The sequence below is a fragment of the Kribbella sp. NPDC020701 genome (genome assembly GCF_055562215.1).
In genome coordinates this window covers 148,009-173,600 of the sequence record NZ_JBVHFT010000004.1, presented here as the reverse complement: position 1 = coordinate 173,600, position 25,592 = coordinate 148,009, and the positions used below count along the sequence as shown (strand labels likewise).

Genomic DNA, 25,592 nt, shown 5'->3' with positions numbered 1-25,592 from the left:
GTGATCCCGGCGAGAGCTATGTTGACGGCTTGAGCATCAGACTGACTCCCCTGACGGATCCCGACGTCCGGCCGTTCAGCCGCCGGATCGCCTGGCTCGCCGCGGACGCCGACGGCAACCCTGTCGGATCCGCCTTCCTGCGACTCAACAGTCGCGAGACCCAGTCGCATCTGGCCGAGCTCCAGCTGAACGTCCACCCGGCCGAACGCCGCCGAGGTGTGGGCTCTCGACTGCTGGATGCGGTCATCAACGCGGCCCGCGACCACGAGGTCCGCACGCTGCTCGGCGACGCGACCGCGGGCTCCCCCGCCGACCTGTTCCTCCAGCACCACGACTTCGCGATCGGCCTCACCCTCGTGTACGCGCGACTCCGGCTGTCCGACGTGGATCCCGGCGTGGAGGACGTCCCGGGCTACCGGTTGATCTCGTGGCCAGGCGTCGTACCGGATGAGCTCGCGCAGAGGTTCACCGACGCGCGGACCGGGATGAACGACGCGCCGTCCGGAGACATCGCGTACGGCGCCGACCCGTGGGACGTGGCGCGGACACGGTACGCCGCGGAGATCATCGAGCAGCGCGGTGAGCACCTGACCACGGTGGCGGCCGTCGACGACGCCACCGGCGCGATCGTGGGCTTCACCGAACTCGTCGTACCCGGTGACGGCAAGGGCGACGCCCAGCACTACGGCACCGCCGTACTCCCGGAACACCGCGGGCACGGACTGGCGCTGTGGATGAAGGCCGAGCAGATCCGCCAGGCGCGGCTCCACTTCCCCGACCTGGCCGGTCTCCTCACCGACACCGTCGACACCAACACGCCGATGCGACGCGTGAACGCCCAACTCGGCTACGAACCCACCGAGTCAGTCCACCGGCGCACTCTCGACCTCTAGTAGAGCTACTGGCCGAGGATCTTCTGGACGGCCGCGGTGGTGATGGGGTGGTAGCCGGGGCGGGCCTTGGCGAAGACCTCGGCGGCGAATGCGCGGTCTGTGCCGGCGAGTGCCCGGTAGACCGGAAGGACCAGCTTCATCCGGCCGACGTTGGTGAGGAACTCGGCGAGCTCGGCGTACGCCGCCTCGTAGCTGCTGGCCGCGACCACCTGGTACCAGCGCCGGGCGATCTCGCCGTTCGCCGTACCGGTCAGGCCGAAGGCCCGGTCGAGCTGCTGCAGCAGAAGCGGGCTGAGTACGTCGGGGGCCGCGTCCAGGAACCGGAGCCACTCCTGCGTGGTCCACTCCTCCGCGCCAGCCGGAAGCTCACCAGTCGTCAGCCACCGGTTCCGGGCGCCGTCGACCACCTGGAAGCGCTCCGACACCGCCCGGCGGGCGAACGACGGGATCCCGGGCTCGTCCAGCCACGCGGCCAGCTCCGCGTCCGTCACGACGCCTGGGTGCGGCTCGACCAGGTGCTCGCGCAGGTGCTCGACGAAGTCGTCGGACTTGATACTGCGGAACGCGAAGCGGTCGAAATACCCGCGCAGGAACGGGTCGAACACCTCGCGCGAGAACCGCTCCTCCAGCCAGGACAGGAACCAGGACCCCTTCAGCGGCCCGGTCGCCGTGTTCCCGTGGTACTCGGACCGGTGGTTCAGCCCCGGCAGCTCGACCGCCAGCTCGGCCGGCGTCAGCGGGTCCAGCTTCACGACCGTCGCGTGCTGCTTGATCGCCGTCTCCATCACCGCGAACTCGCTGCCGTAGACCGCTTCGACGATCCGGTTCTCGACGTACGACGTGAAGCCTTCGTTCAGCCAGATGTCGTCCCAGCTGTCCTGCGTGACCAGGTTGCCCGACCAGCTGTGCGCGAGCTCGTGCGCGACGACGCTGACCAGGGACTTGTCCCCGATCACCACGGTCGGCGTCGCGAACGTCATCCGGGGGTTCTCCATCCCGCCGTACGGGAAGGACGGCGGCAGCACGAGTAAGTCGTAGCGGCCCCAGCGGTACGGGCCGAAGAGCTCTTCGGTGACTCGCATCATCTCTTCGGTGTCGGCGAACTCGGTCGCCGCGCGCCGGGCCATCTCCGGCTCGGCCCACACACCGGACCGCTCACCGATCGGCTCGAAGACCAGGTCGCCGGCGGCGATGGCCAGCAGGTACGACGGGATCGGCTCGGGCATCACCACGTCGTACGAGCCGGTCCGGCGGGACGTCGTACCGTTGTCGGCACTCATCAGGACCATCAGCTCGGGCGGAGCGGTCACGTGGGCGGCGTAGCTGAACCGCACGCCCGGAGTGTCCTGCACCGGCACCCAGCTGCGTGCGTGGATCGCCTGCGACTGGCTGAACATGAACGGCAGCACACCACCGGCCGTCATCGACGGCTCGAGCCACTGCAGGCCGGTCGCTGTCGGAGCGGTCCGGTAGTTGACGCGCACACGCTCATGCAGAGCGGTGCTGATGGTCAGCGCCGAGCCGAGCTCCTTGTCCGCCGCCGCCAGGCTGTACTCCAGGGGCTCCCAGCCGTCGGCCGTCGCGCCTTCGACCGCCAGCACGGTCAGGTCGCGGGTGTCCAGGACGAGCCGGTCACCGGACCCTGTCCAGGCGAGCGTGTGCGTGGCGGTCCCGGCCAGCACCTTCGCGCTGAAGTCGAGCTCGACATCGAGCTCGAGATGGGTCGTCCGAACCAGAGCAGGTTCGGCGTAGGAGTGGCGATCGTGCGTCACGGATAACTCCCCGAGTGAAGGTGTCCGGGGAACAGTACCCACGCCACAGCCCGATCGGGCGGCCATAATGAGCCAGCCGCACCATGGTGCCAAAACCCTGCTTTGATCCTGACGCCGATTGCGAAAACCGGGGCGGCTGCTAGCAGACTGTGACCATGATGTCGCAGGGAAGTCCCGAACTGGTGCTGAAGCGGCGGCCGTTCGGGTCATGGCTGCTGGGACCGGCCGACCAGAGCACGCGGCTGCTGCGCTTCCGGCTGCAGGTGCTGATGACGACGTTCTCGATCGGGACCAACCTGATCGGTGCCCTGGTCGTGTTCGTGCTCGCGGTGTTCGTGCTGCCCGGGCCTCCCCTGCTCGACGACCTCAAGCTGTTCGAGGCGATCGTCATCCCGCTGTACTTCTTCCTCGCGGTGGCGATCGGCTGCATCTGGAGTACGCGGCTGACCCGGCGCGTGACGCGGTGGGTGGAGGAGGAACGGCCGGCCACCCGCCACGAGCAGATCGCCACCCTCCAGCTTCCGCTGAGGCTCACGCTGATCGAGGTCCTGCTCTGGCTGGGGGCCGGGGTGATCTTCACGATCGTGACCGTCGTGCTGCAGCCGGAGAACGCGCTACGCATCGCGGTCACCGTCTTCGACGGCATGATCATCACCTGCGCGGTGTCGTACCTGCTGACCGAGTTCGCGCTCCGCCCGGTCGCGGCCCGGGCGCTGGTCGACGCACCGCCGCCGCGCCGGTTGCTCGCGGCCGGCCTGAAGGCGCGAACGGTGTTCTTCTGGGCGGTGGGCTCCGGTGTGCCGGTGGCCGGGCTGATGCTGGCCGCCGTCCTCGCGCTGATCGAGAAGGACGTCTCCTCGACGCGGCTATCGGTCGTGATCCTTGCGCTGGGCCTCGTGGCACTGGGCAACGGCTGGCTGCTGACGATGCTGTCGGCCAAGTCCGTGGTCGCGCCGGTCCGCTCGGTGCGGACCGCCTTGAGCCTGATCGGCGAAGGGCAGCTCGACGTGAGCATCCCGGTCTTCGACGGCACGGAGCTCGGGTCACTGCAGGCGGGCTTCAACCGGATGGCCGACGGTCTCCGGGAGCGCGAGCGGATCCGGGACGTCTTCGGACGGTACGTCGGTCCGGGCGTCGTCCAGGAAGCGCTCACCAGCGATCGGCTCGGTGGTGAGGAGCGGTTCGTCGCGGTCCTCTACGTCGACCTGGTCGGGTCGACCGAGCTCGCGGCGGAACGACCGCCGGCCGAGGTGGTCCAGTTGCTCAACCGCTTCTTCGAGATCGTGGTCGACGAGGTGGACCGGCAGGGAGGCTTTGTGAACAAGTTCGCCGGCGACGCGGCGCTGGCCGTCTTCGGTGCGCCGGCCGAGCTGCCGGACGCGGCAGGGAGCGCTCTCTGCGCGGGCCGGGAGCTGGCTCGGCGGTTGGCCGATGAGTTGCCGGAGGCAACGGCTGGGATCGGCGTGACGGCCGGGATCGTGGTCGCCGGCACGGTCGGCGACGTACGGCGGCACGAGTACACGGTGATCGGCGACCCGGTGAACGAAGCCGCCAGGCTCAGTGAGCTGGCCAAGTCCGTGCCCGGCCGGCTGATCGCTTCGATGACGGCCGTCGAGGAGTCAGCCCCAGCGGAGGCCGACTGCTGGCAGCCCGGCGATCAGGTCACGGTCCGCGGCCGCTCGGCGCCGACCCATCTCGCTATCCCTCAGTGATCAACTGATACAGGAGTGCTGCTCCGTGCAGCATCGCCTTGGTCTGGCGGTCGTGGGCGGCGCGGCGCTCCGCGATCGCGTCTCGCAAGGCCTCAGTGCTCCCGGTACGGCGAAGTCCGTCGAGCACCGGCTTGATCTGCTCGAAGTAGTACCGCCCTTGCCGCAGCATGTGAATGACTCGCGCATCCCGCACCTGCTCCGGTCCGTACCGCCGGTATTTCGTCCCGGGCTCCCGCGTCGGCGCCAGCAACCCCGCGGCTTCCCAGACGCGCAGCGCCGACGTGCGGACGCCCAAGCGGTGCGCCAACTCCCCCACCAGCAGCGAAGGCCCGTTCGCCGGCGACTCGTCGACATACTCGGCGGCCATCGCGCCGAGCGCCTCACTCGCGGCATCGGTCGCCAGCCGCTGCTCGTGCAGGGCGGCATGGGCCGCGTCGACCAGCCGGTAGGCCAGCGGTTCGTCGCCGTTGTGCACGGCCCGCATGATCTCCGTGGCGGTCTCCGCGCCGAAGCCCGGCGCCAACGCGCGGTAGGTCAGCAGCGCGGACAGATGCTCCGGGCCGTACTGCCGGTAGCCGGTGTCGGATCGCGGCGCCGGCGGCAGGATCCCGGCCGCCTCGTAGTTCCGCACCAGCTGCGTCGAGATGGCTGCCCGCCGCGCCAGATCAACCGGCCGTAGTCCCATGGCTCTAGCGTCCGCCAGAGACATCAACAGTGGTGCCGGTCATGTACGACGACCGATCGGAGGCGAGGAACGCGATCACCTCGGCAACCTCTTCGGCCTTGCCAGGGCGGGCGAGCGGTGGCGTCGTACCCAGGCGGTCGAGCCGGCCCGGTTCGTGGATGTCGGTCTCGATCAGGCCCGGGCGGACGCCGAGTACGCGGATGCCCTCCTTGGCGACCTCGTTGGCCAGGCCGATGGTGAGGGCGTCGACGGCCGCCTTGCTGGCCGCGTAGTCGACGTACTCGCCGGCTGAGCCCAGCACGGCCGCGCGTGACGACACGTTGACGATCACTCCGCCGGATCCGCCGTACGCCGTGGACATCCGGCGTACCGCGGCACCGGCGACCAGGAAGGCGCTGATCGAGTTGATCCGGAACACGCGGTCCAGCCGCTCGGCGTCATACTCCGCGACCCGGCCGGACGGCGACACGATGCCGGCGTTGTTGATCACGGCCCCGATCGGCCCGAGCTCGGCGGTGACGGTGTCGAAGAGCCGCTCGATCTGGTCGGCCTCGACGACGTCGGCCTGGACCGCGATCGCCCGCTGCCCGAGCTGCTCACACGCCTTCACCACGCGCGCAGCCTCATCGGCCCGGGTCCGGTAGTTGACCGCGACATCCCATCCGTCCGCCGCGAGCGCCACCGCGGACGCGGCACCGATCCCCCGGCTCCCGCCCGTGATCAGCACGACCCCACTCTCAGTCATGCCCCTACCCTGTCATGTCTCAGGAGGCAGGCGGCAGCGCGAACCCCAGCTGGGTCTCGGTGTCGTCGAATCCGAGCGCGCGATAGATCCGGATCGCGAGGTACTCCGGGTCCGCGACCATCACCAGCGTCCGCGCCCCGCCCTCGGTCAGCCCGTACGTCGACGCGCGGTGGACGAGCGTGCTCGCGAGCCCACGGTCGCGATCCTCCAGCGAGGTCTGCACGTTCTGGAACCGCGCCAGCCCCTTGCCGTCGAACATCAGCCCGAGCGAGCTCTGCAACCGGTCACCGTCGAACGCCCCGAACCACGTCCCGTGGCCGGCCTCCACCAGCGCGCGCTTCGCCGCCAGCTTCCGCCGGGTGAACAGCACGTAGTCCTCGTCGACCGTCATCGTCGCGGTCGCCAGGCTCTGCTGGACCAGCTGCTCCCAGTCGTCGTCACTACTCAGCAGCCGGTACGTCGCTTCCTCGTTCGGCCGGCGTGGTGCGACGACCTCGCTCGCGGTCATCACCACGCTCCGATCGACGTCGAAGCCGGCCGCGATCAGCTCGTCCTCGGCCCCGATCTCCGCGTCCACACTGTCGATGCCCAGGGCAACGTGCTCCGCGTCCGGGAACTCCTGGCGGAAGGTCTCCGTGCGGGCCTTCGTGTCACCGGGCGCGAACGGCGTGCGGTAGAGCAGGAAGTTCCCCCACCAGAAGCCCGGGTTGTCCGGCGTCCGCACCACGACGTGCTCACCGCGGTCTTCGAACACGCTCCCGCTGAGCTCCAGCAGCAACAGGTCGGTCCGGTAGCCGAGGCTCTTGATCTCCACGCTGCCATCCTCGCGGATCCGTCAATCGCATTCCGGTTGACATGCAGCCTTTCGGCTGCCTAATGTGGTCATGCAGCCAGACGGCTGCATGAACCGATCGGAGCGGAATGGACGACGAGGTGTTTCGCGCCCTGGCCGACCCGAGCCGCCGGCAACTGCTCGACATGCTGAACACGCGCAACGGGCAGACGCTGCGAGAGCTCTGCGCCGGTCTGGACATGGCCCGGCAGTCGGTGAGCAAACACCTCACCGTGCTCGAGGCCGCGAACCTCGTCACCACCGTGTGGCGCGGCCGGGAGAAGCTGCACCACCTCAACGCCGAGCCGATCAACGCCATCGCGGACCGCTGGATCCATCAGTACGACCGTCGGCGGGTCCAGCTGTTCGCCGATCTCAAAACGGCTTTGGAGGCCGAAACCATGAGCGACAACGACTTCGTCTACACGACCTACATCAAGACCACGCCGGAGCGGCTGTGGCAGGCGCTGACCGACCCGAAGTTCACCGAGCAGTACTGGCACGTGCAGCACGAGACCGACTGGAAGCCCGGCTCGGAGATGGTCTGGCACCTGGGTGACGTCGCGATGGCCGGGCCGGGCCAGGTGGTGCTCGAGCACGAGCCGTACACGCGCCTGTCGTTCACCTGGCACCACATCACGCCGGAGTTCGCGAAGGCGGTCGGGATGGACGACGACCTGTACCAGCAGACCAGCCGCGAGCCGCTGTCGCGGGCGACCTTCGAGCTCGAGCCGGTCGACGGCCAGGTCAAACTCACCGTCATCCACACCGGTTTCGAACCAGGGAGCGCCATCCGCGCCATGATCAGCGACGGCTGGATCCAGCTGATCTCCGACCTCAAGTCCTTCGTCGAAACCGAACTCGCGGTGAAGTGACTACGGGCGCTTGTGTATGAGGAGGGGTAGGACGGCTGCGGCGCCGGCTTCGCGGAGTTTGGCGGCAGCTACCGTGACAGGCCATTGGGAGGAGCTCGCGTCGACGAGTAGGAGGACGGTGCGGGCGGTGACGGCCTGGGCGGTGGTGCCGTCTACCGACAGGCCGTCGCGCCACACCCGTGCTTCCTCTGCGGAGGAAAGGTCGTCGGTGAAGCCGCTGCGGTCGACTGTCAACTCCGCCCGGTCCAGGCGCCCGACGGTGGCGACGTGGTCGGCGATCGCGGACGTCAGCTCGCGGTGACCGGCAGCCGGCAGCGGAACGACGACCTCGGGGCGGCCGGACCACGATCCGCGCCAGCGGGAGAGGGCCGCGACGGCACCGGCCTTCAGGGCTTCGAGAGCGTCATCCGTAGGCGTTCCGTCGAAGGCAGCTTCCAGGACCTCGCGCCACTCGGGGGCGTCGGCGTACACGATGATCCGGCCGGGCTCGGCCGAGAGCCCGGCAGGGATCTTGCCCCGCGCGCCGAATGCGCCACCGGGCCACATCTTGCGCGTATCGAGCACGTGCACCTCGCCACGCAGTAGTCGCGTGATCGTCCCGACCGTCTCCGGATCGGGGCGCGCCGCCAACGGATCCGGCAACTCGCCCAGGCAGACCGAACACCGGCCGCACGGCTCGGCGGAAGGATCGTCCAGTGACTCCTGCAGAAGTTGCATGAGGCAACGGTCGCCGCGGGTGTACGCGCGCATGATGTCGGCCTCGCGGCGGCGGACCGCGACGATCCCGTCGTAGTGCGCCGCGTCGAAGGTCCACTCCGCCCCGGTCCGCACCCAGCCACGTTCGACCCGGTCGACGACTCCGTCCACCGCCAACTGCTTCAGCATCAGTTCGACACGCGTACGACGCAGCCCGGTCTCGGCCTCCAGCGCCGGAACGGTCGCCGGCTGATCCGGCCCGTAGCCCTCGAGCCCGCGCAGCAAACGCTGGACGTTCTCCGGCACGGGGATCGTCGCGGTCGCGAAGTAGTCCCACACCCCGGAATCCGCGTCCGACGGCAGCAACACCACCACCGCGTGATCGATGCCTCGCCCGGCACGCCCGACCTGCTGGTAGTACGACACCGGCGACGGCGGCGAACCCACGTGCACCACGAATCCGAGGTCCGGCTTGTCGTACCCCATCCCCAATGCCGACGTAGCGATGAGTGCCTTCAACTGATTGGCCCGCAGCGCGTCCTCGAGGCTCTCCCGCTCCCCCGCGTCCAAACCACCCGTGTACGCGGCGACCGGTACGTCGCGACCGTGCACCTCCTGAATCACGGCCGCGAGCCGCTGCGCATCGGCCACGGTCAGCGTGTAGACGATCCCTGAGCCCGGCAGCTTCGGCAGGTGATCGACCACCCACGCGAACCGATCAAGCGGCGACAACGCATCGACCACCGCCAACTGCAGACTCGATCGCGCCAGCGGCCCGCGCAGTACCAGAGTCGACTCGCCCAGCTGATGCGCGACGTCTTCGGTCACCCGCGAGTTCGCTGTCGCGGTCGTGGCGAGGACCGGAGTCTTCGGGTTGAGCTGCTGAAGAACGTCGGACACCCGCCGGTAGTCCGGCCGGAAGTCATGTCCCCAGTCCGACACCGCGTGTGCCTCGTCGATCACCAGCAGCCCGACCTGCCCAGCCAGCCCATCGAGCACCCGCCGCCCGAAGCCGGGGTTCGCGAGCCGCTCCGGTGACACCAGCAGTACGTCGATCGCACCGGAACGCAGGTCGTGTTCGATACTCGACCACTCGTCGATGTTGTTCGAGTTCAGCGTGGCAGCGCGCAGGCCGGCGCGGCTCGCGGCCGCGACCTGATCACGCATCAACGACAGCAACGGCGACACCACCAGTGTCGGACCGGCTCCCTCGGCTCGTCGGATCGCGGTCGCCGCCCAGTAAACCGCCGACTTGCCCCAACCGGTGGCCTGCACGACGAGCACTCGCGCGGCCGCCTCACACAGGGCCGCGACGGCGGTCTCTTGATCGGCTCGCAGCCGCGCGCTCTCGCCCGCGATCGCCTGGATCACGCCGCCCGCGATCCCGGCGCGGGCTTCGGTCAGAGTGAGCGTTCCGCTGGTGTCAGCCATGCCGAAACCCTAGACGCCCGCACCCCCAGTCCGCTGACGCCAACCCCCACCCTGTGGAAAACCACCCCGCCCCGCCCCCTGGTCGGCTGCTCGAGGAGCACTTCACGCCGCTGGTGGTCAGGCGCACTTCCCCGGATGACACGGTTCGCCCTCGGTGGTCACCAGTCGCTGCGGACCCGGGCCCTTCGCCGCGAGAGCGTCGTACGGGTTGGCGAGAGCGCAGCGGTCGAGGGACAGACAGCCGCAGCCGACGCAGTCCTTGAAGTCGTCGCGCAGCTGTTCCAGATGCAGGATTCGCCGGTCGAGCTCGGCCTGCCAGCACTCGGAGATGCGTTCCCAGTCCGCGCGCGTCGGCGTCCGGTTCTCGGGGAGCAACGCCAGGATCGCGGCCACCTCGGCGAGCGGGATCCCGACCCGTTGCGCGATCCGGATCAACGCGACCCGACGGAGCGTGTCCCGCTTGTACCGGCGCTGGTTGCCCGACGTACGGCGGCTGAGAATCAGGTTCTGCCGCTCGTAGAAGTGCAGAGCCGAGATCGCCACGCCACTGCGCTGCGACAGCTGTCCGACTGTCAACTCACCCGGCTCGATGTCCATCGCTCATCCCTCCAACCTCAACCTAGATCGAGGCTAGCGGACGGGCTCAGGCGGTCACGAGTCGGCGCCCGATGCTCGCGGACATCAGCGCGGCCGCCGCGCACAGTCCGCCGGCCAGGTACCAGGCGAGGTTGTAGCTGCCCTGCGCGTCCCGGATCCAGCCGGCACCCGTCGCAGCCAGAGCCGCACCGATCTGGTGGGAGGCGAACACCCACCCGAACACGATCGGCCCGTCCACTCCGAACCACTCCCGGCACAGCGCCACGGTCGGCGGCACGGTCGCAACCCAGTCCAGCCCGTAGAAGATGATGAACACCCAGACGCTCGGCTGAGCCGTCGGACCGAGTAGCGATGGCAGCACCAGCAGCGAGAGCCCACGCAGCGTGTAGTAGGCGATCAGCAAGTAGCGCGGATCCCACCGGTCCGTCAGCCATCCGGACACGATCGTCCCGCCGACATCGAACACACCGACCAACGCGAGCAACGACGCCGCAGTCGTGGCGGGCATGCCATGGTCGTGCGCAGCGGTGACGAAGTGCGTACCGATCAGCCCGTTCGTCGACGCACCGCAGATAGCGAACCCACCCGCCAACAGCCAGAACGGCGGACGCCGCATAGCTGTCCGCAACGCGTTCAGCGCCCGCAGCGCGCTACTACCGGTCGACTCGACCCGCTGCCCAGCCGTGCTGCCCTCAGGAGCGCCGTACGCGCGCAGTCCGACATCACTCGGGTAGTCCCGCAGGAAAAACAGCACCAGCGGTACGACGGCCAACGCCGAGCCGGCCGCGACGAGCGCCGGGATACGCCAGCCGTAGTGACCGGCCAGACTCGCGATGAGGGGCAGGAAGATGAGCTGCCCAGTCGCACCGGCCGCCGTCAGGATTCCCGTGACCAGACCGCGGCGGTGCACGAACCAGCGGCCGGTGATCGTGGCGACGAACGTCATGGACATCGATCCGGTACCGATGCCGACCAGCAGACCCCAGCACAGCAGCAGTTGCCACGACGAGTTCATGAAGACGGTCAGTCCACTGCCGAGCGCGATGAGAACCAGCGCTCCACTCACCACCCGGCGCAGACCCAGCCGGTCCATCAGCGCGGCGGCGAACGGCGAGATCAAGCCGTAGAGCAGCAGGTTGATCGACACCGCCGACGAGATCGTCGCATGCGACCACCCGAACTCGTCGTGCAGCGGATCCAGCAGCACACCCGGCACCGACCGGAAGCCGGCCGCCCCGATCAGCGTCACGAACCCTACTGCGGCGACTGCCCAGGCCAGATGGACCCGGGCAGCCTTCTTCGTCTCCAGAATCTGCGTCACCCGGCAAGATTGCCGGTTCGATCACCGTCGAACCAGTGGCCGGAACGCCATCATGTGTCAAGATATGGCCATGGCTGCCAAACGTCACCTGAGCTCGGTCGGTCCGCACGTCGTAGCCGTGCTGGCCCTCGAACCTGTGGTCGGGTTCGACCTGACTATTCCGCCGACCGTGCTCGGTGCGGCCACGAAGGCGGACGGTACCCAGCTGTACGACGTCCGGATCTGCGGGCTCGAGACCGGGCAGCCGGTCCGGGCCGGCGCCGGGTTCAACCTCATCCCGGATTACGGACCCGAGGTCCTCGCCGAGGCGGACACCGTGATCATCCCGGGCACCTACATCGCCAAGCCCCGCTATGAAGGCACGCTGCCGGACGACCTGGCCGAGGCGTTCGCGACCATCCGGCCCGGCATCCGGATCGCGTCGATCTGCACGGGCGCGTTCGTCCTCGGCGCGGCCGGACTGCTCGACGATCGGCCGGCAACCACCCACTGGGAGCGCGCCGAACTGTTTCGCAGCGTCTATCCACAGGTGAACCTCGACGAGAACCGCCTGTTCATCGACGACGGCGACATCCTCACCTCCGCCGGGCTCGCGGCGGGCGTGGACCTCTGCCTGCACCTGATCCGCCGCGACTTCGGCAGCGAGGTCGCGAACCGGGCCGCACGGCACTGCGTCGTGGCGCCGTGGCGCGACGGTGGGCAGTCACAATTCATCGAGCGCGTCGTACCGGAGGAAGGCAGCGAAGGTACGGCGCCGACGCGAGCGTGGGCGCTCGAGCGGCTCGGTGACGAGCTCAGCCTGCCGACGCTGGCCGCGCAGGCGCAGATGAGTGTGCGCACGTTCAGCCGCCGTTTCAAGGCGGAGACCGGACAGTCGCCGGGCACGTGGCTGCTGCAGCAACGCGTGCGGCACGCGTGCCAGCTGCTGGAGACGACCGACCTGTCCGTCGATCGCGTCGCCGAGTTGGCGGGCCTTGGCACTGCTGCTTCCCTGCGTCATCACCTCCGTTCCGAGCTCGGGGTCTCTCCCCTCGCCTACCGCAAGACCTTCCGCGCGGGCTGACCACTGCCGGGTGGCGGGCTGAGGTCAGAGCACGACCAGCTCGTGCGGCCGGTTGTTCATCGACTCGACGCCATCCGCGGTGACCACCACGATGTCCTCGATCCGCGCACCCCAGCGCCCCGGCTGATAGATGCCCGGCTCGACGCTGAACGCCATCCCCGGCTCGAGCGGCAACCCGTTCCCGCTGACAATGTACGGCTCTTCGTGCACGTCGAGCCCGATCCCATGTCCGGTCCTGTGGATAAACAGGTCGCCGAACCCGGCCGCCGTGATCACCTCCCGCGCCGCCGCGTCGATCGACTCCGCCGACACTCCCGGCCGGACCGCGTCCACCGCCGCTTGCTGCGCCTGCTGCAGGACGGCGTACGTCGCGGCGACATCCGCATCCCGTGGTGCGCCGACGGCGTACGTCCGGGTCGAGTCCGAGTTGTAGCCCTCGGCAACGGGTCCGCCGATGTCGACGACCACCACGTCGCCCGCCTCGATCACCCGGTCGGACACCGCGTGGTGCGGACTCGCGCCGTTCGGGCCGCTGCCGACGATGACGAAGTCGGCCAGCACGTGGCCTTCCTCGACGATCGCGGCGGCGATGTCGGCGCCGACCTCGGCCTCGGTCCGGCCGGGCCGCAGCCACTCGCCGACGCGCGCGTGTACGCGGTCGATCGCGGCGCCGGCCTTCCGCAGCGCCTCGATCTCCGCCGCGTCCTTCCGCATCCGCAGCTCGCGGACGATCGGGCCCGCCAAGACCTGCTCGGCCTTCGGCAACGCATCCCGCAACGCGAGCACGTGCAGTGCCGGGGTGAAGTCGCTGACCGCAACCCGCTCAGCGCCACGCAGCCGATCCGCGGCCACGCTGTACGCGTCGTCGCCGTCGACCCAGGTGACGACGTCGACACCCAGCTCTTCGAGCGGCGAGCCGGCGAACCCGGGCGCCTCGAGCTTCGGTACGACGAGGGCCACCGGACCATCGGCCGGGATGACCAACGCGGTGAGCCGCTCGAACGAGCCACCCGCCTGGCCGATCAGGTAGCGCAGGTCGGAACCCGGCGCGATCAGCAAACCAGTACCGGCAGCGGCCTCACGAGCACGCTCCAGGCGGGCTTTGAGAACGGCGGCTTCGGGGGCGGGACCTTGCGGTGTGCGACTCGACATGAGGCGACTCTAGTGTCCCGTGAGTGATGTGGGTTGAACGATAGCGGTGTTCAGGTGCGTGCCTGGGCGCCGATAGCGTCAAGCCACATCACTCACGGGACACTCGAACTGTCGGCGGGGCTTGCTACAACTGGTCCGGCTTGGATCATGCTCGGATCCGGCTTGGCGAAAGGTGATCACGATGACACTGCACCATGTGTCCTACGGCGACGGCGTTCCGGTGCTCGCGCTGCACGGCTGGCCCCCCGACCACCGCCTGATGACCGGCTGCCTGGAGCCGATCTTCGCCGAGCTGCCCGGATACCGGCGGCTCTACCCCGACCTCCCCGGCATGGGCCAGAGCCCGGCGGGCGATATCGACAGCTCGGACGGCATCCAGGCAGCCGTCCGCGAGTTCATCGACGAGCAGATCGGCGCCGAGCCGTTCGTCGTGATCGGCGAGTCGTACGGCGGCTACCTCGCGCGCGGGCTGATCGCGGAGCGACCGGAGCAGATCCTCGGCCTCGGCCTGATCTGCCCTGTCGGCGAACTGATCCACAGTGAGCGGACCCTGCCCGAACACGTCGTCCTGCGCACCGAGCCGGGCGTGCTCGAGTCACTCACCGAGGGCGAGGATTTCACCGATCTCGCCGTGGTCCAGACGGCGGCCGCCCTGGCGGCGTACCGGTCCGACGTGGCGCCTGGCCTCGCCGTCGCCGATACGAAGGCGCTCGACCGCATTCAGCAGAACTGGACGTTGTCGATCGGGCCGGAGAGCGGACCTGTCTACACCGGACCGACGCTGATCGTGTGTGGCCGACAAGACTCGGTGACCGGTTACGCGGATCAGTACGCGCTGCTGCCGCATTACCCTCGCGCCACCTTCGCCGCTCTCGACGTTGCCGGGCACAACTTGCAGCTCGAGCAGCCCGAGTTGTTCGGCGCACTGATCCGCGAATGGCTGCAACGCCTGCCATCCGCGGCTACCAGCGGGTAATGTCTGGCGCATGGTGACTGGGAAGCGTCCGATCGGGTGGCCATTGCTTGTCGCGCTGACCAACGGGCGCGCCCGGATCTCCGACGAACGGCTGGCCGCGGCCGTGCGGGACCAGGTGATCCTGGTGACCGGTTCGTCGTACGGGATCGGCGAGGCGACCGCGCGGCGGCTGGCCCGGGCCGGGGCGACGGTCTTGCTCGTGGCTCGGACGGCGGATCAGTTGGAGGTCGTGGCCGGCGAGATCCGGGAGGCGGGCGGTACGGCGTACGTCTATCCGGCGAACCTGGCTGAGCCGGCGGCGGTCGAGGAGCTGGTTCGCACGGTGCTGGCCGAGCACGGGCGGGTCGACGTACTGGTGAGCAACGCCGGCAAGTCCATCCGGCGGTCGATCGCGGACTCGTACCAGCGCTTCCACGACATCGAGCGAACGAACGCGGTCAACTATCTCGGCCCGGCCAAGCTCGTGCTCGAACTGCTCCCGTCGATGCGCGACCGCGGCTCCGGCCACATCGTGAACGTCTCGACGGCTGGTGTTCGGACTCCGCCGATGGCGAGGTGGTCGGCGTACCTGGCGTCGAAGGGCGCGTTCGACGTTTGGCTGCGTTGCATCGCGCAGGAGATCCGGGGCGACGGTGTGACCACATCGACCGTCTATATGGGGCTGGTGCACACGCGGATGAGCGAGCCGACCCCGTTGCTGAACAAGATGCCCGGGCTCACACCGGAGCAGGCCGCGGACCAGGTCTGTACGGCGGTCGCCGAGCGGCCGCACAACATCACCCCACCGATGGTTCGCCCGGCCGATGCCCTGGGCAACCTGTTGCGCGTCCCGACGGACCGGTTGCTCGAGCAGTACTTCCGCCGTACCGGGGGTCGCACCAAGCGAGGCAAGTCATGAGAACCGTGCGTCCGATCAGGCCGATGCGGCCGCCGGAGTGGCTGGTGCAGGGCGCGGCCGAGGTCGGCGGGGTATCGCTCGCGCTGATCAAGTCCGGTGTTTGGCGGTCGGCGCGGCCGGGACATCTGATCGGCATCGAGCGGGCACTGCGCACCTGGGGCCAGTCGATGGCCGCACTCGGCGCGATCGCGGCGATCCGCTATCCCGATCGCGCCGCGGTCATCTCGGGGTCGGACGAGATCACGTACGCCGAGCTCGACCGCCGCTGCGAGCGCATCGCGGCCGGCCTCCACGACCGCTACCAGATCGTTGCCGGCAGCAAGGTCGCAGTCCTGTGCCGAAACCACCGCGGCTTCCTGGAGGCAACACTCTCCGCCTCCCGGATCGGTGCCGACGTCCTCTTCGTGAACACCGAGTTCGCTCCCCCACAGCTACAGGCCGTCCTCGACCGACACCGCCCCGACCTCCTCATCCACGACCCCGAGTTCACTCCCCCACCCGACATCCTGGCCGTCCTCTCGGACCTCAACGAACCGGCCGGATCAACAGCGTCTCCGGCGCCGCCGCCGGAATCGCCCGGGCACATCACGATCCTCACCTCCGGTACGACCGGTACGCCGAAGGCCGCGCCACGCGTGCCGACCGCGCTCGGTCTGGCCGGACTGACGGCGAGCGCGCTCAGCCGGTTCGGTCTGCGGTCCGGTGAGCCGATGATCATCTGCCCGCCGCTGTTCCACGGCCTCGGCCTGCTGACCTCGATGCTCGCGCTGTTCCTCGGTTCACCGCTCGTACTGCGGCCGAAGTTCGACCCCGCCACAGTGCTCGCCGACGCCGAAGCAACCCGCGCCGGCGCGATCGTCGCCGTACCGGTGATGCTGCGCCGGATGCTGGACCTCGGGCCGACGGCGATCGCGGAGCACGACCTACGGTCGCTGCGCGCAGTCATCTCCGGCGCATCCGCACTGGGCGCGCCGCTCGCCGAGCGGTTCATCGAACGCTTCGGGCCCGTGTTGTGTGACGCGTACGGATCCAGCGAGGTCGGCATCGCCACGATCGCCACCTCGGCCGACCTGATCGCGGCGCCTGGCACGGTCGGCCGCCCCTGCCTCGGCAGCTCGATCCGGATCCTCGACGACGCCGACCGACCGATGCCCGTCGGCGAAACCGGCCGCATCTTCGCCGGCGGCGGCCTGGTCTTCGGCGGCTACTCCGACGGCTCCAGCAAGACCGTCGTCGACGGCCGGATGAGCACCGGCGACCTCGGCCACCTGGACCAAGCCGGCCGCCTCTTCGTCGACGGCCGCGAGGACGACATGATCGTCTCCGGCGGCGAGAACGTGTACCCGGTCGAGGTCGAGGAATGCCTCGCCACCCACCCCGCGGTCGCCGAGGCGGTCGTCACCGGGGTGCCCGACGACGAATTCGGTCAACGCCTCGTCGCGTACGTCGTACTCCACGAGCCGGTCACCGAGGACGAACTGATCGCCCACGTCCGCGCCAACCTGGCCCGCTACAAGACCCCTCGCCAGATCGTCATCCTCGACGACTTCCCCCGCAACGCCACCGGCAAGGTCCTACGGAGCAGGCTCGGTCCCCAGTGACGTGTCACCCGATCGCACTCGCCACGACAGACATCATCGCCGCGGCCCAGAACGCGCACCCGTCGCCGTGACCCGTGCCTGCCGTGGCCCACGGGTGCACTCCGTCCTGGAGGTAGTACGGGCGGCGTTCGGGACTCGAGGAGAACCACGCCGACCACGGGATGATCTGGGACTTCGGGAGGTTCTCCCGCAGCTGGTTGTTGACCCACATCGAATTCCGCTCGTCCGCCAGCTGGACGGCTGGGGCGTAGCGAGTTCGGGCGACCTGCACATCCGACCAGAACAGTCTGGTGCCGATCGGGAGGCCGGCCTTCACGCGGACGACCTGCGCGGCGACCGCAGGTGGATCAAAGATGTCGCTCGGACCTGACTGCACCAGCAGCACTCTCGGAGTCCTCGGCTGGGCCAACAGCCAGTCGACGGCCGGAGCCGCGGGACGTCCCGACCAGTAGTTGACCGCGAGCGTGCTGCCCGCTCGCGCCACTAGCGTCGCCAGCGATCGGTAGCACCGCGTGGTGACGGAATCGCCGATCAGCCCGACCTCCGCCGTCGACCAGTTGCCCACGATGCCGTGCGACATCGTCGGCCAGTTACCCAACGTCCCGGAGCCGAAGTCGGCCCGTGCCGGAACAACACCCCGGTCCTGACCGCCGCGCAGTGGAACAGCCATGCCGACGAACAACGCGACTGTCACTACCGCACTCCCCAGGATGGCAAGGTGCTTCATGCTTCTCCCCTTTGAAGACGCCACCGCTCCCTCCAGAACAGAACCGTTTCGCCCCAGCCTCAAGACCTCGCCAACCCCTGACTGTGCCAGACCCCGCCGTAAACGGCTGCGGAGGGGGGCTCGGCCGCCCGGGAATGGGATGTGCGGCGGGTTCAGTTGGGCTTGAAGAGGCTGTGGAAGCGGGTCATTCGGGCCAGGGAATCGTGCTCGTCGCCGAAGTAGATCGCCAGGGTGTCGGCGCCGGCTTCAGCAAGCTCGTAGGCCGACCGCACGACCGGCCCAGGATCCCCGCCGGACCAGTCCAGCCGCGTCCCAACCCGCACCGCGCGCCCCGATCGGCCCGTGTGGTCCGAGCGGCCCGTGTGGTCCGGCTGGCCTGGGCCGCCAGGCTCGGCTGCCTCCGCGCGGAGGCGGGTGACGGCTGCGGCGAACCCGGCCGCGTCCAGGCCGAGGCCTTGCCACTCGTCACCGAAGCGCGCGGCACGGCGCAACGCGGGGACCGTCGTACCGCCGATCATGATCGGAAGCGGCGCACGCAGCTTCGGCTCGAACACACCGCCCAGATCCGCGCCGGAGAACAAGCCCCGAATGATCCCGAGGCACTCGTCCGTACGCCGGCCGCGATCCTCGAAGGACGCACCCACCGCGGCGAACTCGGTCGCCTCCCACCCGGCGCCGACTCCGAGGACGAGGCGCTCACCGGACAACCGATGCAACGTCGCGGCCTGCTTGGCGACGACGTACGGGTTGCGCATCGGCAGCACCAACACGGAGGTGCCAAACCGGATCCGCGTCGTTCGCGCTGCCAGGAACCCGATGGTCACCAGCGGCTCGTAAACACCGCCGTACGTCGAGCCGAACTCACCCGGCGGCAACAGATGATCCGGCAACCACGCCGTACCGTATCCAAGTTCCTCGGCCGCGACGGTGAGCTCGACCAACCGTTCGGGAGCCATAGCCGCCGACTCGTCCGGCAGAACCACCTGCAGTTCGACCATGCGCCCGACCCTAACCGCTCTGAGGGGCCTAGCGGGTCGCCGTGCAGGTGAGGCGAGCGCCCGGCCGGACGTGTGCCACTCACCAACCTGGGTGCCTGACCGCTGCCGCGAGGTGGCCGAGCGTGAGCTATCTGTCCGTCGGTTGGTTGGTGAGTGGTGCAGGTCCGCCATCGAGTAGTCAGCGGGTACTGGGGAGTGAGTGGTGCAGGTCCGGGGCGGAGTGGTCAGCGGTCTTGGTGGAGGGGGCCAGGCGGGCGTGTACCGGAGGGTGGGACGCCGGTCCGGGTGCGGCGTGGAGGGTTAGTCGGGTTGGCGAGTGATGGGAGAGTGAAGGCGTGAAGATCTTGGTCGGTTATGTGCCAACTCCCGAGGGTGAGGCCGCGCTGACTGCGGCGGCTGCGGAGGCTGGGCTGCGTGGGGCGTCTGTTCTGCTGCTCAACACCAGCCGTGGTGATGCCTACATCGACGCTCGGTACGCCGACGCCGATGAGTTGGCCGCCGCTGAGGCCAAGCTGCGCGAGCACGGTGTCGAGGTGTCGGTTCAGCAGGCGGTCTCCGGTGGAGACGTAGCCGGCGAACTCCTCAAAGCAGCTGCCGCCGAAGATGTCGGCCTGATCGTCCTCGGTCTCCGTCGCCGGAGCCCTGTCGGCAAACTGATCCTCGGCAGCACCGCCCAACGCGTCCTCCTGGAGTCCCCCGTCCCAGTCCTGGCCGTCAAGGCTCCGTCCGCACACGAGTAAGGGCAGGCCGGTGGGGTGGGCTGCGGACGCGCAGGCCATCACATCTGCGGTTGATGTCGCATCGGGCCGCCTTGGAGTTGGTTGGACGGCCGGTTGTGATGGCTTGGGGGTCCGGTTCGGCTGGTCGGCTTTGGTAAACCGGGTGAGGGGCTGGGGGTGGGCGCTTAAACTGGTCGGGTTATGCCTGATGCCCGGACCGAGTCGTCGAGTCCTTCCCCAGCCACCGGTCCCGTCCAGGACCCCGCCGTACGCCGCCGGCCTCGTCGCCGGCGTGGACCGAAGCCGGGCGGTGCGCCGGGAGCCAAGCAAGGCTCAACTCAGACCGACACCAGCGACAACTCCCCCGGCGAAGGTGGGTTGTCGGTCGGTGAGGTGGCGGCTCGGTTGGATGGGTTGCTGACGTCTGATCGGGAGCAGCTTGGGCGGCGGTTGGAGCGGGTTCGGGGGACGCAGGATGCGCGGAAGCGGGCGCAGGCGCTGCAGACCCTGGTCGGGGCCGTCGAACAGGCTGAGCGGCGGGTGGAGGTACGGCGGGCTGCCGTGCCGGAGATCTCTTATCCGGAAGAGTTGCCGGTCAGTCAGCTGAAGGACGAGATCGCGGCCGCGATCCGGGATCACCAGGTGGTGGTGATCGCGGGTGAGACGGGGTCCGGGAAGACGACGCAGATTCCCAAGATCTGTCTCGAGCTGGGTCGTGGTGTGCAGGGCATGATCGGGCACACCCAGCCGCGGCGGCTGGCGGCGCGGACGGTGGCGGAGCGGATCGCGGAGGAGCTCGGCACCGAGCTCGGCGAGACGATCGGGTTCGCGATCCGGTTCACCGACAAGGTCAGCGACCGGTCGCTGGTCAAGGTGATGACCGACGGCATCCTGCTGAACGAGTTGCAGCGCGATCGCGACCTGACCCGCTACGACACCCTCATCATCGACGAGGCGCACGAGCGCAGCCTGAACATCGACTTCATCCTCGGGTACCTCAAGCGGCTGCTCCCCCGCCGCCCCGACCTCAAGGTGATCATCACCTCGGCGACCATCGACCCCGAGCGGTTCGCCGCGCACTTCGCCGACAGCAGCGGTACGCCGGCCCCGATCGTCGAGGTCTCCGGCCGGACGTACCCGGTCGAGGTCCGCTACCGCCAGATCAACGACCCGGACGACCCGAGCACGATCGACCGCGACCAGACCCAGGCGATCCTGGATGCCGTCGACGAACTCGAGTACGAGGCCGACGGCGACGTACTGGTCTTCCTCAGCGGTGAACGCGAGATCCGCGACACGGCCGACGCGTTGAACGACAAGTTCAAGAGTGATCGGCGAAACACCACCGAGATCCTGCCGCTGTACGCACGCCTGTCGAACGCCGAGCAGCACCGCGTCTTCCAGGCGCACTCCAATCGCCGCATCGTCCTCGCGACCAACGTCGCCGAGACCTCGCTGACCGTCCCCGGCATCAAGTACGTGATCGACCCCGGTACGGCGCGCATCTCGAGATACAGCCATCGCACCAAGGTCCAGCACCTGCCGATCGAGCCGGTCTCGCAGGCCAGCGCCAACCAGCGCAAGGGCCGCTCCGGCCGGACCAGCGACGGCATCTGTATCCGGCTGTACTCCGAGGAGGACTTCGAGAACCGTCCGGAGTTCACCGATCCCGAGATCCTGCGCACCAACCTGGCGTCCGTCATCCTGCAGATGACCTCGATCGGGCTCGGCGACATCGCCGCGTTCCCGTTCATCGACGAGCCGGACAAGCGCAGCATCACCGACGGTCTGCAGCTGCTCACCGAGCTCGGTGCCATCGAAGCCGCCAAGGCCTCCGATCGCCACCGCCGGCTCACCCCGATCGGTCGCCAGCTGGCCCAGATCCCGCTGGACCCGCGCCTGGCCCGGATGATCGTCGAGGCCGACAAGCACGCGTGCGTCCGCGAGGTGATGGTGATCGCCGCCGCGCTGTCCATCCAGGACCCGCGCGAACGCCCGACCGACGCCGAGGCTCAGGCCCAGCAGGCGCACGCCCGCTTCCGCGATCCGAACAGCGACTTCCTCGGATTCCTGAACCTCTGGAACTACCTGAAGAAGCAGCAGAAGGAGCTCTCCGGCAACCAGTTCCGCCGGATGTGCCGCAGCGAGTACCTGAACTACCTGCGCGTCCGCGAGTGGCAGGACATCTTCGCCCAGCTCCGCCAGGTCGCGTCCCAGATCGGCGTCACCCTGAACACCGGCGAGCCGGCCGATCCGCAGAGCGTCCACGTCGCGCTGATGTCCGGTCTGCTCTCCCATCTCGGCATGAAGGACCCGGCCAACCAGCACCAGTACCTCGGTGCCCGCGGCACCAAGTTCGCCATCTTCCCCGGCTCCGGCCTGTTCAAGAAGCCGCCGCAGTTCGTGATGGCGGCCGAGCTGGTCGAGACGTCCCGCCTGTGGGCCCGGGTGAACGCGAAGATCGAGCCGGAGTGGGCCGAGGATCTCGCCGGGCACCTGATCAAGCGCTCGTACTCCGAGCCGCACTGGGAACGCAAGGCCGGTGCTGTGATGGCCTACGAGAAGGTCACGCTGTACGGCGTACCGATCGTTGCCCGGCGCAAGGTCAACTACGGCAAGGTGGACCCGGAGGTGTCGCGCGAGCTGTTCATCCGGCACGCGCTGGTCGAGGGCGACTGGGACACCCACCACAAGTTCTTCCATGAGAACCGCAAGCTGATCGAGGAAGTCGAGGAGCTCGAGGAACGCACCCGCCGCCGCGACCTGCTGGTCGACGACGAGACGCTGTTCGCCTTCTACGACGAACGTATCGGCTCCGAGGTCGTCACCGGGACCCACTTCGACACCTGGTGGAAGAAGGCTCGCCAGCGGGACGCCGACCTGCTCGACTTCGAGCGGTCGCTGGTGGTCCGCGAGGGCGCCGAGGTCAGGGCCGAGGAGTTCCCGCTGCACTGGACCCAGAACGGGATGACCTTCGATCTCACGTACGCCTTCGAGCCCGGAACCGACGCGGACGGCGTGACCGTACACATCCCGCTGCTGGTGCTGAACCAGGTCACCGCGGACGGGTTCGAGTGGAGCGTGCCCGGGTTCCGCGAGGAACTGGTCACCACGTTGATCAAGTCCTTGCCGAAGGCAATCAGGCGGAACATCGTGCCCGCGCCGGACCACGCCCGCCAGGTCCTCCCCCAGCTCGACCCGGCCTCCGGCCCGCTCACCGACGCGCTGGCCCGCGAACTGCGGAACCTGCGCGACGTGGTGATCGAGCCCGGCGACTGGGACTGGACCCGGGTTCCGGAGCACCTGCGGATGACGTTCCGGGTGATCGACGACAAGGGTAAGACCGTGGCCGAGAGCAAGGATCTCGCCAAGCTCAAGGAACGCCTGAAGCCGAAAACGACGGCGGCCATCTCCAAGGTCGCGTCGAAGGCGGTCAGCGGGCTGGAGCGGTCCGGCCTGACCGACTGGACGTTCGGTGACCTTCCGCGCAGCTTCTCCGAGCACCGCAACGGCCTGACCGTGGCCGGCTATCCGGCGCTGGTCGACGAGGGCAAAACTGTTGCGATCCGGCTGCAGGAGACCGAACGGGACCAGGCCGCCGCGATGTGGAACGGCACCCGCCGGCTCCTGCTACTGACGATGCCGTCGGTGATCGACGTCGTACAAAGGAACCTGACCAACCAGCAGAAGATGACGCTGATGGCCGGTCCGCACCGCAACGTCGGTGAGCTGCTCGACGACGCGATCTCCGCGGCCGTCGACCAGTTGATGGCCGCTGCCCACGGCCCGGCGTGGAACCTGACCGCATTCTCCGTACTGCGCGACGCCGTACGCTCGGAGCTCGCGGACACCGTTCTCACAATCCTGCGCCAGGTCGAGCAGGTGCTCGCCCACGCGCGCACCGTGGACAAACAGATCTCGCGAGCCTCGAGCCCAGCACTGATCGCAGCGTTGTCCGACGTGCGCGGCCAACTGGAGAGTCTGGTCCACCCGGGCTTCATCACCGAGACCAGCGCCCGGCGGCTTCCGGATCTGGTCCGCTACCTGCGCGGGATGGAGCAACGCCTCGACAAGATCGGTGCCAACGCGATGCGCGACCGTTCTGGCATGGCGATCGTCCAGACCCTCACCGACGAGTACCGCAAACGCCTCCAGGCCGTCCCCACCGGAAAGTACCCCAGCCCCGAACTCCTTGAGGTGCGCTGGATGCTCGAGGAGCTGCGGATCAGCCTGTTCGCCCAGACCATCGGTACGCCGTACCCCGTGTCGGAGAAGCGGATCCGGAAGGCTCTCGCCGCAAGCTAGACCAGATCGTCAGAGGTGATGCTGTCGGCGATCAGCTGCACGAAGTTGGCGGTTCCATCGAAGGGGGCAACATGGCCGGCACCTTCGATGCGCCCTCCCACGTCCTCGTAATAGAGGTCGCATCCGTTCGATCGCACGGTGTTCATCACGGTCCTCCTCCGCCCGCGGTCTGCTGGCTCCGTCCGCCGGCCTCTGGTAGCAGGACATTTCGCCCGAGCTCGTCCAGGGCGTCGTGCACGCCTTGGGTGAACACCTCCACGTCCGGACAGCTGTCCCGGTCGACGGCCGCGGTGAGGTTGAGTTGCCCGGCGTACGACAGCGCGGCGACGACGAGGGTCAGGTTGCCCATCGGCGGCATCAGCGGGAACGTCTCGAGCACCCGTGCGCCGGCGAGATACAGCGGCACCGGCGGGCCCGGGACGTTGCTGACGACCAGATTCACCGACCGCTGCCGCGGAAACATCCGGTACCAGACGCGTTGACCTGCGACGAACCGGAAGATCCCGCTGCCGGCCTCCGGCCGGGTCTCGTGCTTGCGCGCGGCCGTCTCGCTCGCGATCAACTGGAGCCGGCGTACCGGATCGGACTCGCCGAGCGGCAGCGGCACCATCATCCAGCCGGGCTTGTTGCCACGCGCCTGTCCAGGCCGCTCCTGATGCTGGGAGATGGTCACCATCGCACGCTGCACGAGCCCGTCGAGCTCTTCGCCACGGCTTGCCAGCAGCCGGCGTAGGCCGCCTGCCACCGCGGACAGAATCACGTCGTTGACCTTGGCGTGGTGAACGTGGGCGACCTGCTGGGCGACGTCGAGCCGGCTGCGTACGACGGCCAGCCGACGCTCGGTACCGACCGGGTGGTTGAGGCTGGTATGCGGGGCAGGCTGCTCGGTGAGCACCTCCCGCCACGCCGGCAAGGTCCGTCGTGCCTCGTGCAGCGTCCGCCGCGGATGGACCATGCCCGAGACCCCCCGACCCAGCTCCTGCCCGCGCCGGCGCAGGTTGTCGCGCAGCAGCTCACCGACCGACGGGATCGGCGTCGGCGTCCACAGCGGTGCTGCGGGAGTGGACGCATCGACAGTCCGGTCGAGCAGCGCGCCGAAGGCAGCCATCGCGGCAGGCCCGTCGGCGAGGACATGATGGACCTTCAAGAACGCGCCCATGCGTCGCTCCGGCAGGCCGGGGAGCAGCCACAGCTCCCACAGCGGCCGGGCTGGATCGAACCGTGTCCGGGCCAGTTCCTGGCATGCCTGCAGCAGTTGGGCTTGGTCGGCGGAACCAGCGAGCGGGTGAACCTTGATGTGATCCGCGAGGTTGAAAGAGGGGGCGTCGACCCACAGCGGCCAGCCCAGCCCCAGCCGAGGCCGGTAGAGCAACTGCCGGAAGCGCGGCACGAGCTGCAGCCGCGGCTCCAGGTGCCGGCGGACCACGTCGATACGGACGCGGCCCTGCTCGTCGAGCAGGCTGGTGCCGTCGAGGATCGCCAGCCCGCCGATGTCGGTGGACCAGCCGTAGTCGTCCCACAAGAGTAGGAACAGATCCGACGCTGTCACTCGGTCGAGGAGACGTGTGCCGGCCATGACGTCACGCCCTCTCCT

21 protein-coding genes are annotated in these 25,592 nt (G+C 68.8%); 9 read left to right on the top strand and 12 right to left on the bottom strand.

The genetic code is table 11. From position 1 onward, the window contains the following. Positions 1-29: 29 nt before the first annotated feature. Positions 30-893 (top strand): GNAT family N-acetyltransferase, encoded by an 864-nt coding sequence (locus ACZ3HV_RS11040; RefSeq protein ID WP_465683129.1) that lies wholly within the window; start codon positions 30-32, stop codon positions 891-893. Between the two features lie 5 nt (positions 894-898). On the opposite strand, the gene ACZ3HV_RS11035 is transcribed toward ACZ3HV_RS11040, so the two are convergent. Next, complete coding sequence (locus tag ACZ3HV_RS11035) at positions 899-2,665, bottom strand: M1 family metallopeptidase (protein WP_465683127.1); 1,767 nt, start codon at positions 2,663-2,665, stop codon at positions 899-901. 155 nt (positions 2,666-2,820) lie between these two features. Between ACZ3HV_RS11035 and ACZ3HV_RS11030 the strand changes: the two genes are divergently transcribed. Next, a complete protein-coding gene (locus ACZ3HV_RS11030) occupies positions 2,821-4,377 on the top strand; it encodes an adenylate/guanylate cyclase domain-containing protein (RefSeq protein ID WP_465683125.1) in 1,557 nt (518 codons plus the stop codon). Here ACZ3HV_RS11030 and ACZ3HV_RS11025 read toward each other — a convergent pair. The 3 genes from ACZ3HV_RS11025 to ACZ3HV_RS11015 are packed head-to-tail and all read right to left on the bottom strand — an operon-like array spanning position 4,364 to position 6,621. Further along, complete coding sequence (locus ACZ3HV_RS11025) at positions 4,364-5,062, bottom strand: MerR family transcriptional regulator (RefSeq protein WP_465683123.1); 699 nt, start codon at positions 5,060-5,062, stop codon at positions 4,364-4,366. The genes ACZ3HV_RS11030 and ACZ3HV_RS11025 overlap by 14 nt on opposite strands. Positions 5,063-5,066: 4 nt before the next feature. Continuing rightward, positions 5,067-5,807: an SDR family oxidoreductase gene (locus tag ACZ3HV_RS11020; RefSeq protein ID WP_465683121.1), complete on the bottom strand. Its 741-nt coding sequence runs from the start codon at positions 5,805-5,807 to the stop codon at positions 5,067-5,069. Between the two features lie 19 nt (positions 5,808-5,826). After that, positions 5,827-6,621: a GNAT family N-acetyltransferase gene (locus ACZ3HV_RS11015; protein ID WP_465683119.1), complete on the bottom strand. Its 795-nt coding sequence runs from the start codon at positions 6,619-6,621 to the stop codon at positions 5,827-5,829. Between the two features lie 107 nt (positions 6,622-6,728). On the opposite strand from ACZ3HV_RS11015, the gene ACZ3HV_RS11010 reads away from it, so the two are divergent. Beyond that, a complete protein-coding gene (locus ACZ3HV_RS11010) occupies positions 6,729-7,514 on the top strand; it encodes an ArsR/SmtB family transcription factor (protein WP_465683117.1) in 786 nt (261 codons plus the stop codon). On the opposite strand, the gene ACZ3HV_RS11005 is transcribed toward ACZ3HV_RS11010, so the two are convergent. The 3 genes from ACZ3HV_RS11005 to ACZ3HV_RS10995 form a co-directional block, all read right to left on the bottom strand. Continuing rightward, entirely contained in the window at positions 7,515-9,641 is a 2,127-nt protein-coding gene (locus ACZ3HV_RS11005; protein WP_465683115.1) for a RecQ family ATP-dependent DNA helicase, read from the bottom strand. It lies immediately after the preceding gene. A gap of 117 nt (positions 9,642-9,758) precedes the next feature. Continuing rightward, positions 9,759-10,238: a redox-sensitive transcriptional activator SoxR gene (soxR, locus tag ACZ3HV_RS11000; protein WP_465683113.1), complete on the bottom strand. Its 480-nt coding sequence runs from the start codon at positions 10,236-10,238 to the stop codon at positions 9,759-9,761. 46 nt (positions 10,239-10,284) lie between these two features. After that, positions 10,285-11,559, bottom strand: a complete 1,275-nt coding sequence (locus tag ACZ3HV_RS10995; protein ID WP_465683111.1) for an MFS transporter — start codon at positions 11,557-11,559, stop codon at positions 10,285-10,287. 70 nt (positions 11,560-11,629) lie between these two features. On the opposite strand from ACZ3HV_RS10995, the gene ACZ3HV_RS10990 reads away from it, so the two are divergent. Then, the gene (locus tag ACZ3HV_RS10990; RefSeq protein WP_465683109.1) at positions 11,630-12,622 is read left to right on the top strand and encodes a GlxA family transcriptional regulator; all 993 of its coding nucleotides are present in this window, start codon (positions 11,630-11,632) and stop codon (positions 12,620-12,622) included. Positions 12,623-12,646: 24 nt separating this feature from the next. Here ACZ3HV_RS10990 and ACZ3HV_RS10985 read toward each other — a convergent pair whose 3' ends face one another. Next, the gene (locus tag ACZ3HV_RS10985) at positions 12,647-13,774 is read right to left on the bottom strand and encodes a M24 family metallopeptidase (protein ID WP_465683107.1); all 1,128 of its coding nucleotides are present in this window, start codon (positions 13,772-13,774) and stop codon (positions 12,647-12,649) included. Between the two features lie 181 nt (positions 13,775-13,955). On the opposite strand from ACZ3HV_RS10985, the gene ACZ3HV_RS10980 reads away from it, so the two are divergent. Genes ACZ3HV_RS10980 through ACZ3HV_RS10970 form a run of 3 tightly spaced genes read left to right on the top strand, consistent with a single transcriptional unit; the run spans position 13,956 to position 17,249 of the window. Further along, complete coding sequence (locus ACZ3HV_RS10980) at positions 13,956-14,750, top strand: alpha/beta fold hydrolase (RefSeq protein WP_465683105.1); 795 nt, start codon at positions 13,956-13,958, stop codon at positions 14,748-14,750. Positions 14,751-14,760: 10 nt separating this feature from the next. Further along, positions 14,761-15,648, top strand: coding sequence for an SDR family NAD(P)-dependent oxidoreductase (locus ACZ3HV_RS10975; RefSeq protein ID WP_465683103.1), 888 nt, complete (start codon positions 14,761-14,763; stop codon positions 15,646-15,648). Next, positions 15,645-17,249, top strand: coding sequence for an AMP-binding protein (locus tag ACZ3HV_RS10970; protein ID WP_465683102.1), 1,605 nt, complete (start codon positions 15,645-15,647; stop codon positions 17,247-17,249). The genes ACZ3HV_RS10975 and ACZ3HV_RS10970 overlap by 4 nt, the downstream gene beginning before the upstream one ends. Before the next feature lie 4 nt (positions 17,250-17,253). Here the strand turns inward: ACZ3HV_RS10970 and ACZ3HV_RS10965 are convergent, their stop codons facing one another. Both ACZ3HV_RS10965 and ACZ3HV_RS10960 read right to left on the bottom strand, forming a co-directional pair. Next, positions 17,254-17,976: a hypothetical protein gene (locus tag ACZ3HV_RS10965; protein WP_465683100.1), complete on the bottom strand. Its 723-nt coding sequence runs from the start codon at positions 17,974-17,976 to the stop codon at positions 17,254-17,256. A 152-nt stretch (positions 17,977-18,128) separates the two neighbouring features. After that, entirely contained in the window at positions 18,129-18,974 is an 846-nt protein-coding gene (locus tag ACZ3HV_RS10960; protein WP_465683098.1) for an LLM class flavin-dependent oxidoreductase, read from the bottom strand. 335 nt (positions 18,975-19,309) lie between these two features. Between ACZ3HV_RS10960 and ACZ3HV_RS10955 the strand changes: the two genes are divergently transcribed. Both ACZ3HV_RS10955 and hrpA read left to right on the top strand, forming a co-directional pair. Next, positions 19,310-19,714 (top strand): universal stress protein, encoded by a 405-nt coding sequence (locus ACZ3HV_RS10955; protein ID WP_465683096.1) that lies wholly within the window; start codon positions 19,310-19,312, stop codon positions 19,712-19,714. A gap of 180 nt (positions 19,715-19,894) precedes the next feature. Then, a complete protein-coding gene (hrpA, locus tag ACZ3HV_RS10950) occupies positions 19,895-23,998 on the top strand; it encodes an ATP-dependent RNA helicase HrpA (protein WP_465683094.1) in 4,104 nt (1,367 codons plus the stop codon). Here hrpA and ACZ3HV_RS10945 read toward each other — a convergent pair. After that, positions 23,995-24,144 carry a hypothetical protein gene (locus tag ACZ3HV_RS10945; RefSeq protein ID WP_465683092.1) on the bottom strand — a complete coding sequence of 50 codons (150 nt, stop codon included), beginning with the start codon at positions 24,142-24,144 and terminating at the stop codon, positions 23,995-23,997. The genes hrpA and ACZ3HV_RS10945 overlap by 4 nt on opposite strands. Further along, positions 24,144-25,574, bottom strand: coding sequence for a wax ester/triacylglycerol synthase family O-acyltransferase (locus tag ACZ3HV_RS10940; protein WP_465683090.1), 1,431 nt, complete (start codon positions 25,572-25,574; stop codon positions 24,144-24,146). The genes ACZ3HV_RS10945 and ACZ3HV_RS10940 overlap by 1 nt, the downstream gene beginning before the upstream one ends. Positions 25,575-25,592 lie beyond the last annotated feature (18 nt).

Bases quoted from the DNA above. Each gene is read 5' to 3' on its own strand.
- ACZ3HV_RS11030 (WP_465683125.1), top strand. From the start codon at position 2,821: ATGATGTCGCAGGGAAGTCCCGAACTGGTGCTGAAGCGGCGGCCGTTC.
- ACZ3HV_RS11025 (WP_465683123.1), bottom strand. From the start codon at position 5,062: ATGGGACTACGGCCGGTTGATCTGGCGCGGCGGGCAGCCATCTCGACG.
- ACZ3HV_RS11020 (WP_465683121.1), bottom strand. From the start codon at position 5,807: ATGACTGAGAGTGGGGTCGTGCTGATCACGGGCGGGAGCCGGGGGATC.
- ACZ3HV_RS11010 (WP_465683117.1), top strand. From the start codon at position 6,729: ATGGACGACGAGGTGTTTCGCGCCCTGGCCGACCCGAGCCGCCGGCAA.
- ACZ3HV_RS11005 (WP_465683115.1), bottom strand. From the start codon at position 9,641: ATGGCTGACACCAGCGGAACGCTCACTCTGACCGAAGCCCGCGCCGGG.
- soxR (WP_465683113.1), bottom strand. From the start codon at position 10,238: ATGGACATCGAGCCGGGTGAGTTGACAGTCGGACAGCTGTCGCAGCGC.
- ACZ3HV_RS10990 (WP_465683109.1), top strand. From the start codon at position 11,630: ATGGCTGCCAAACGTCACCTGAGCTCGGTCGGTCCGCACGTCGTAGCC.
- ACZ3HV_RS10985 (WP_465683107.1), bottom strand. From the start codon at position 13,774: ATGTCGAGTCGCACACCGCAAGGTCCCGCCCCCGAAGCCGCCGTTCTC.
- ACZ3HV_RS10980 (WP_465683105.1), top strand. From the start codon at position 13,956: ATGACACTGCACCATGTGTCCTACGGCGACGGCGTTCCGGTGCTCGCG.
- ACZ3HV_RS10975 (WP_465683103.1), top strand. From the start codon at position 14,761: ATGGTGACTGGGAAGCGTCCGATCGGGTGGCCATTGCTTGTCGCGCTG.
- ACZ3HV_RS10970 (WP_465683102.1), top strand. From the start codon at position 15,645: ATGAGAACCGTGCGTCCGATCAGGCCGATGCGGCCGCCGGAGTGGCTG.
- ACZ3HV_RS10965 (WP_465683100.1), bottom strand. From the start codon at position 17,976: ATGAAGCACCTTGCCATCCTGGGGAGTGCGGTAGTGACAGTCGCGTTG.
- ACZ3HV_RS10960 (WP_465683098.1), bottom strand. From the start codon at position 18,974: ATGGTCGAACTGCAGGTGGTTCTGCCGGACGAGTCGGCGGCTATGGCT.
- hrpA (WP_465683094.1), top strand. From the start codon at position 19,895: ATGCCTGATGCCCGGACCGAGTCGTCGAGTCCTTCCCCAGCCACCGGT.
- ACZ3HV_RS10945 (WP_465683092.1), bottom strand. From the start codon at position 24,144: ATGAACACCGTGCGATCGAACGGATGCGACCTCTATTACGAGGACGTG.
- ACZ3HV_RS10940 (WP_465683090.1), bottom strand. From the start codon at position 25,574: ATGGCCGGCACACGTCTCCTCGACCGAGTGACAGCGTCGGATCTGTTC.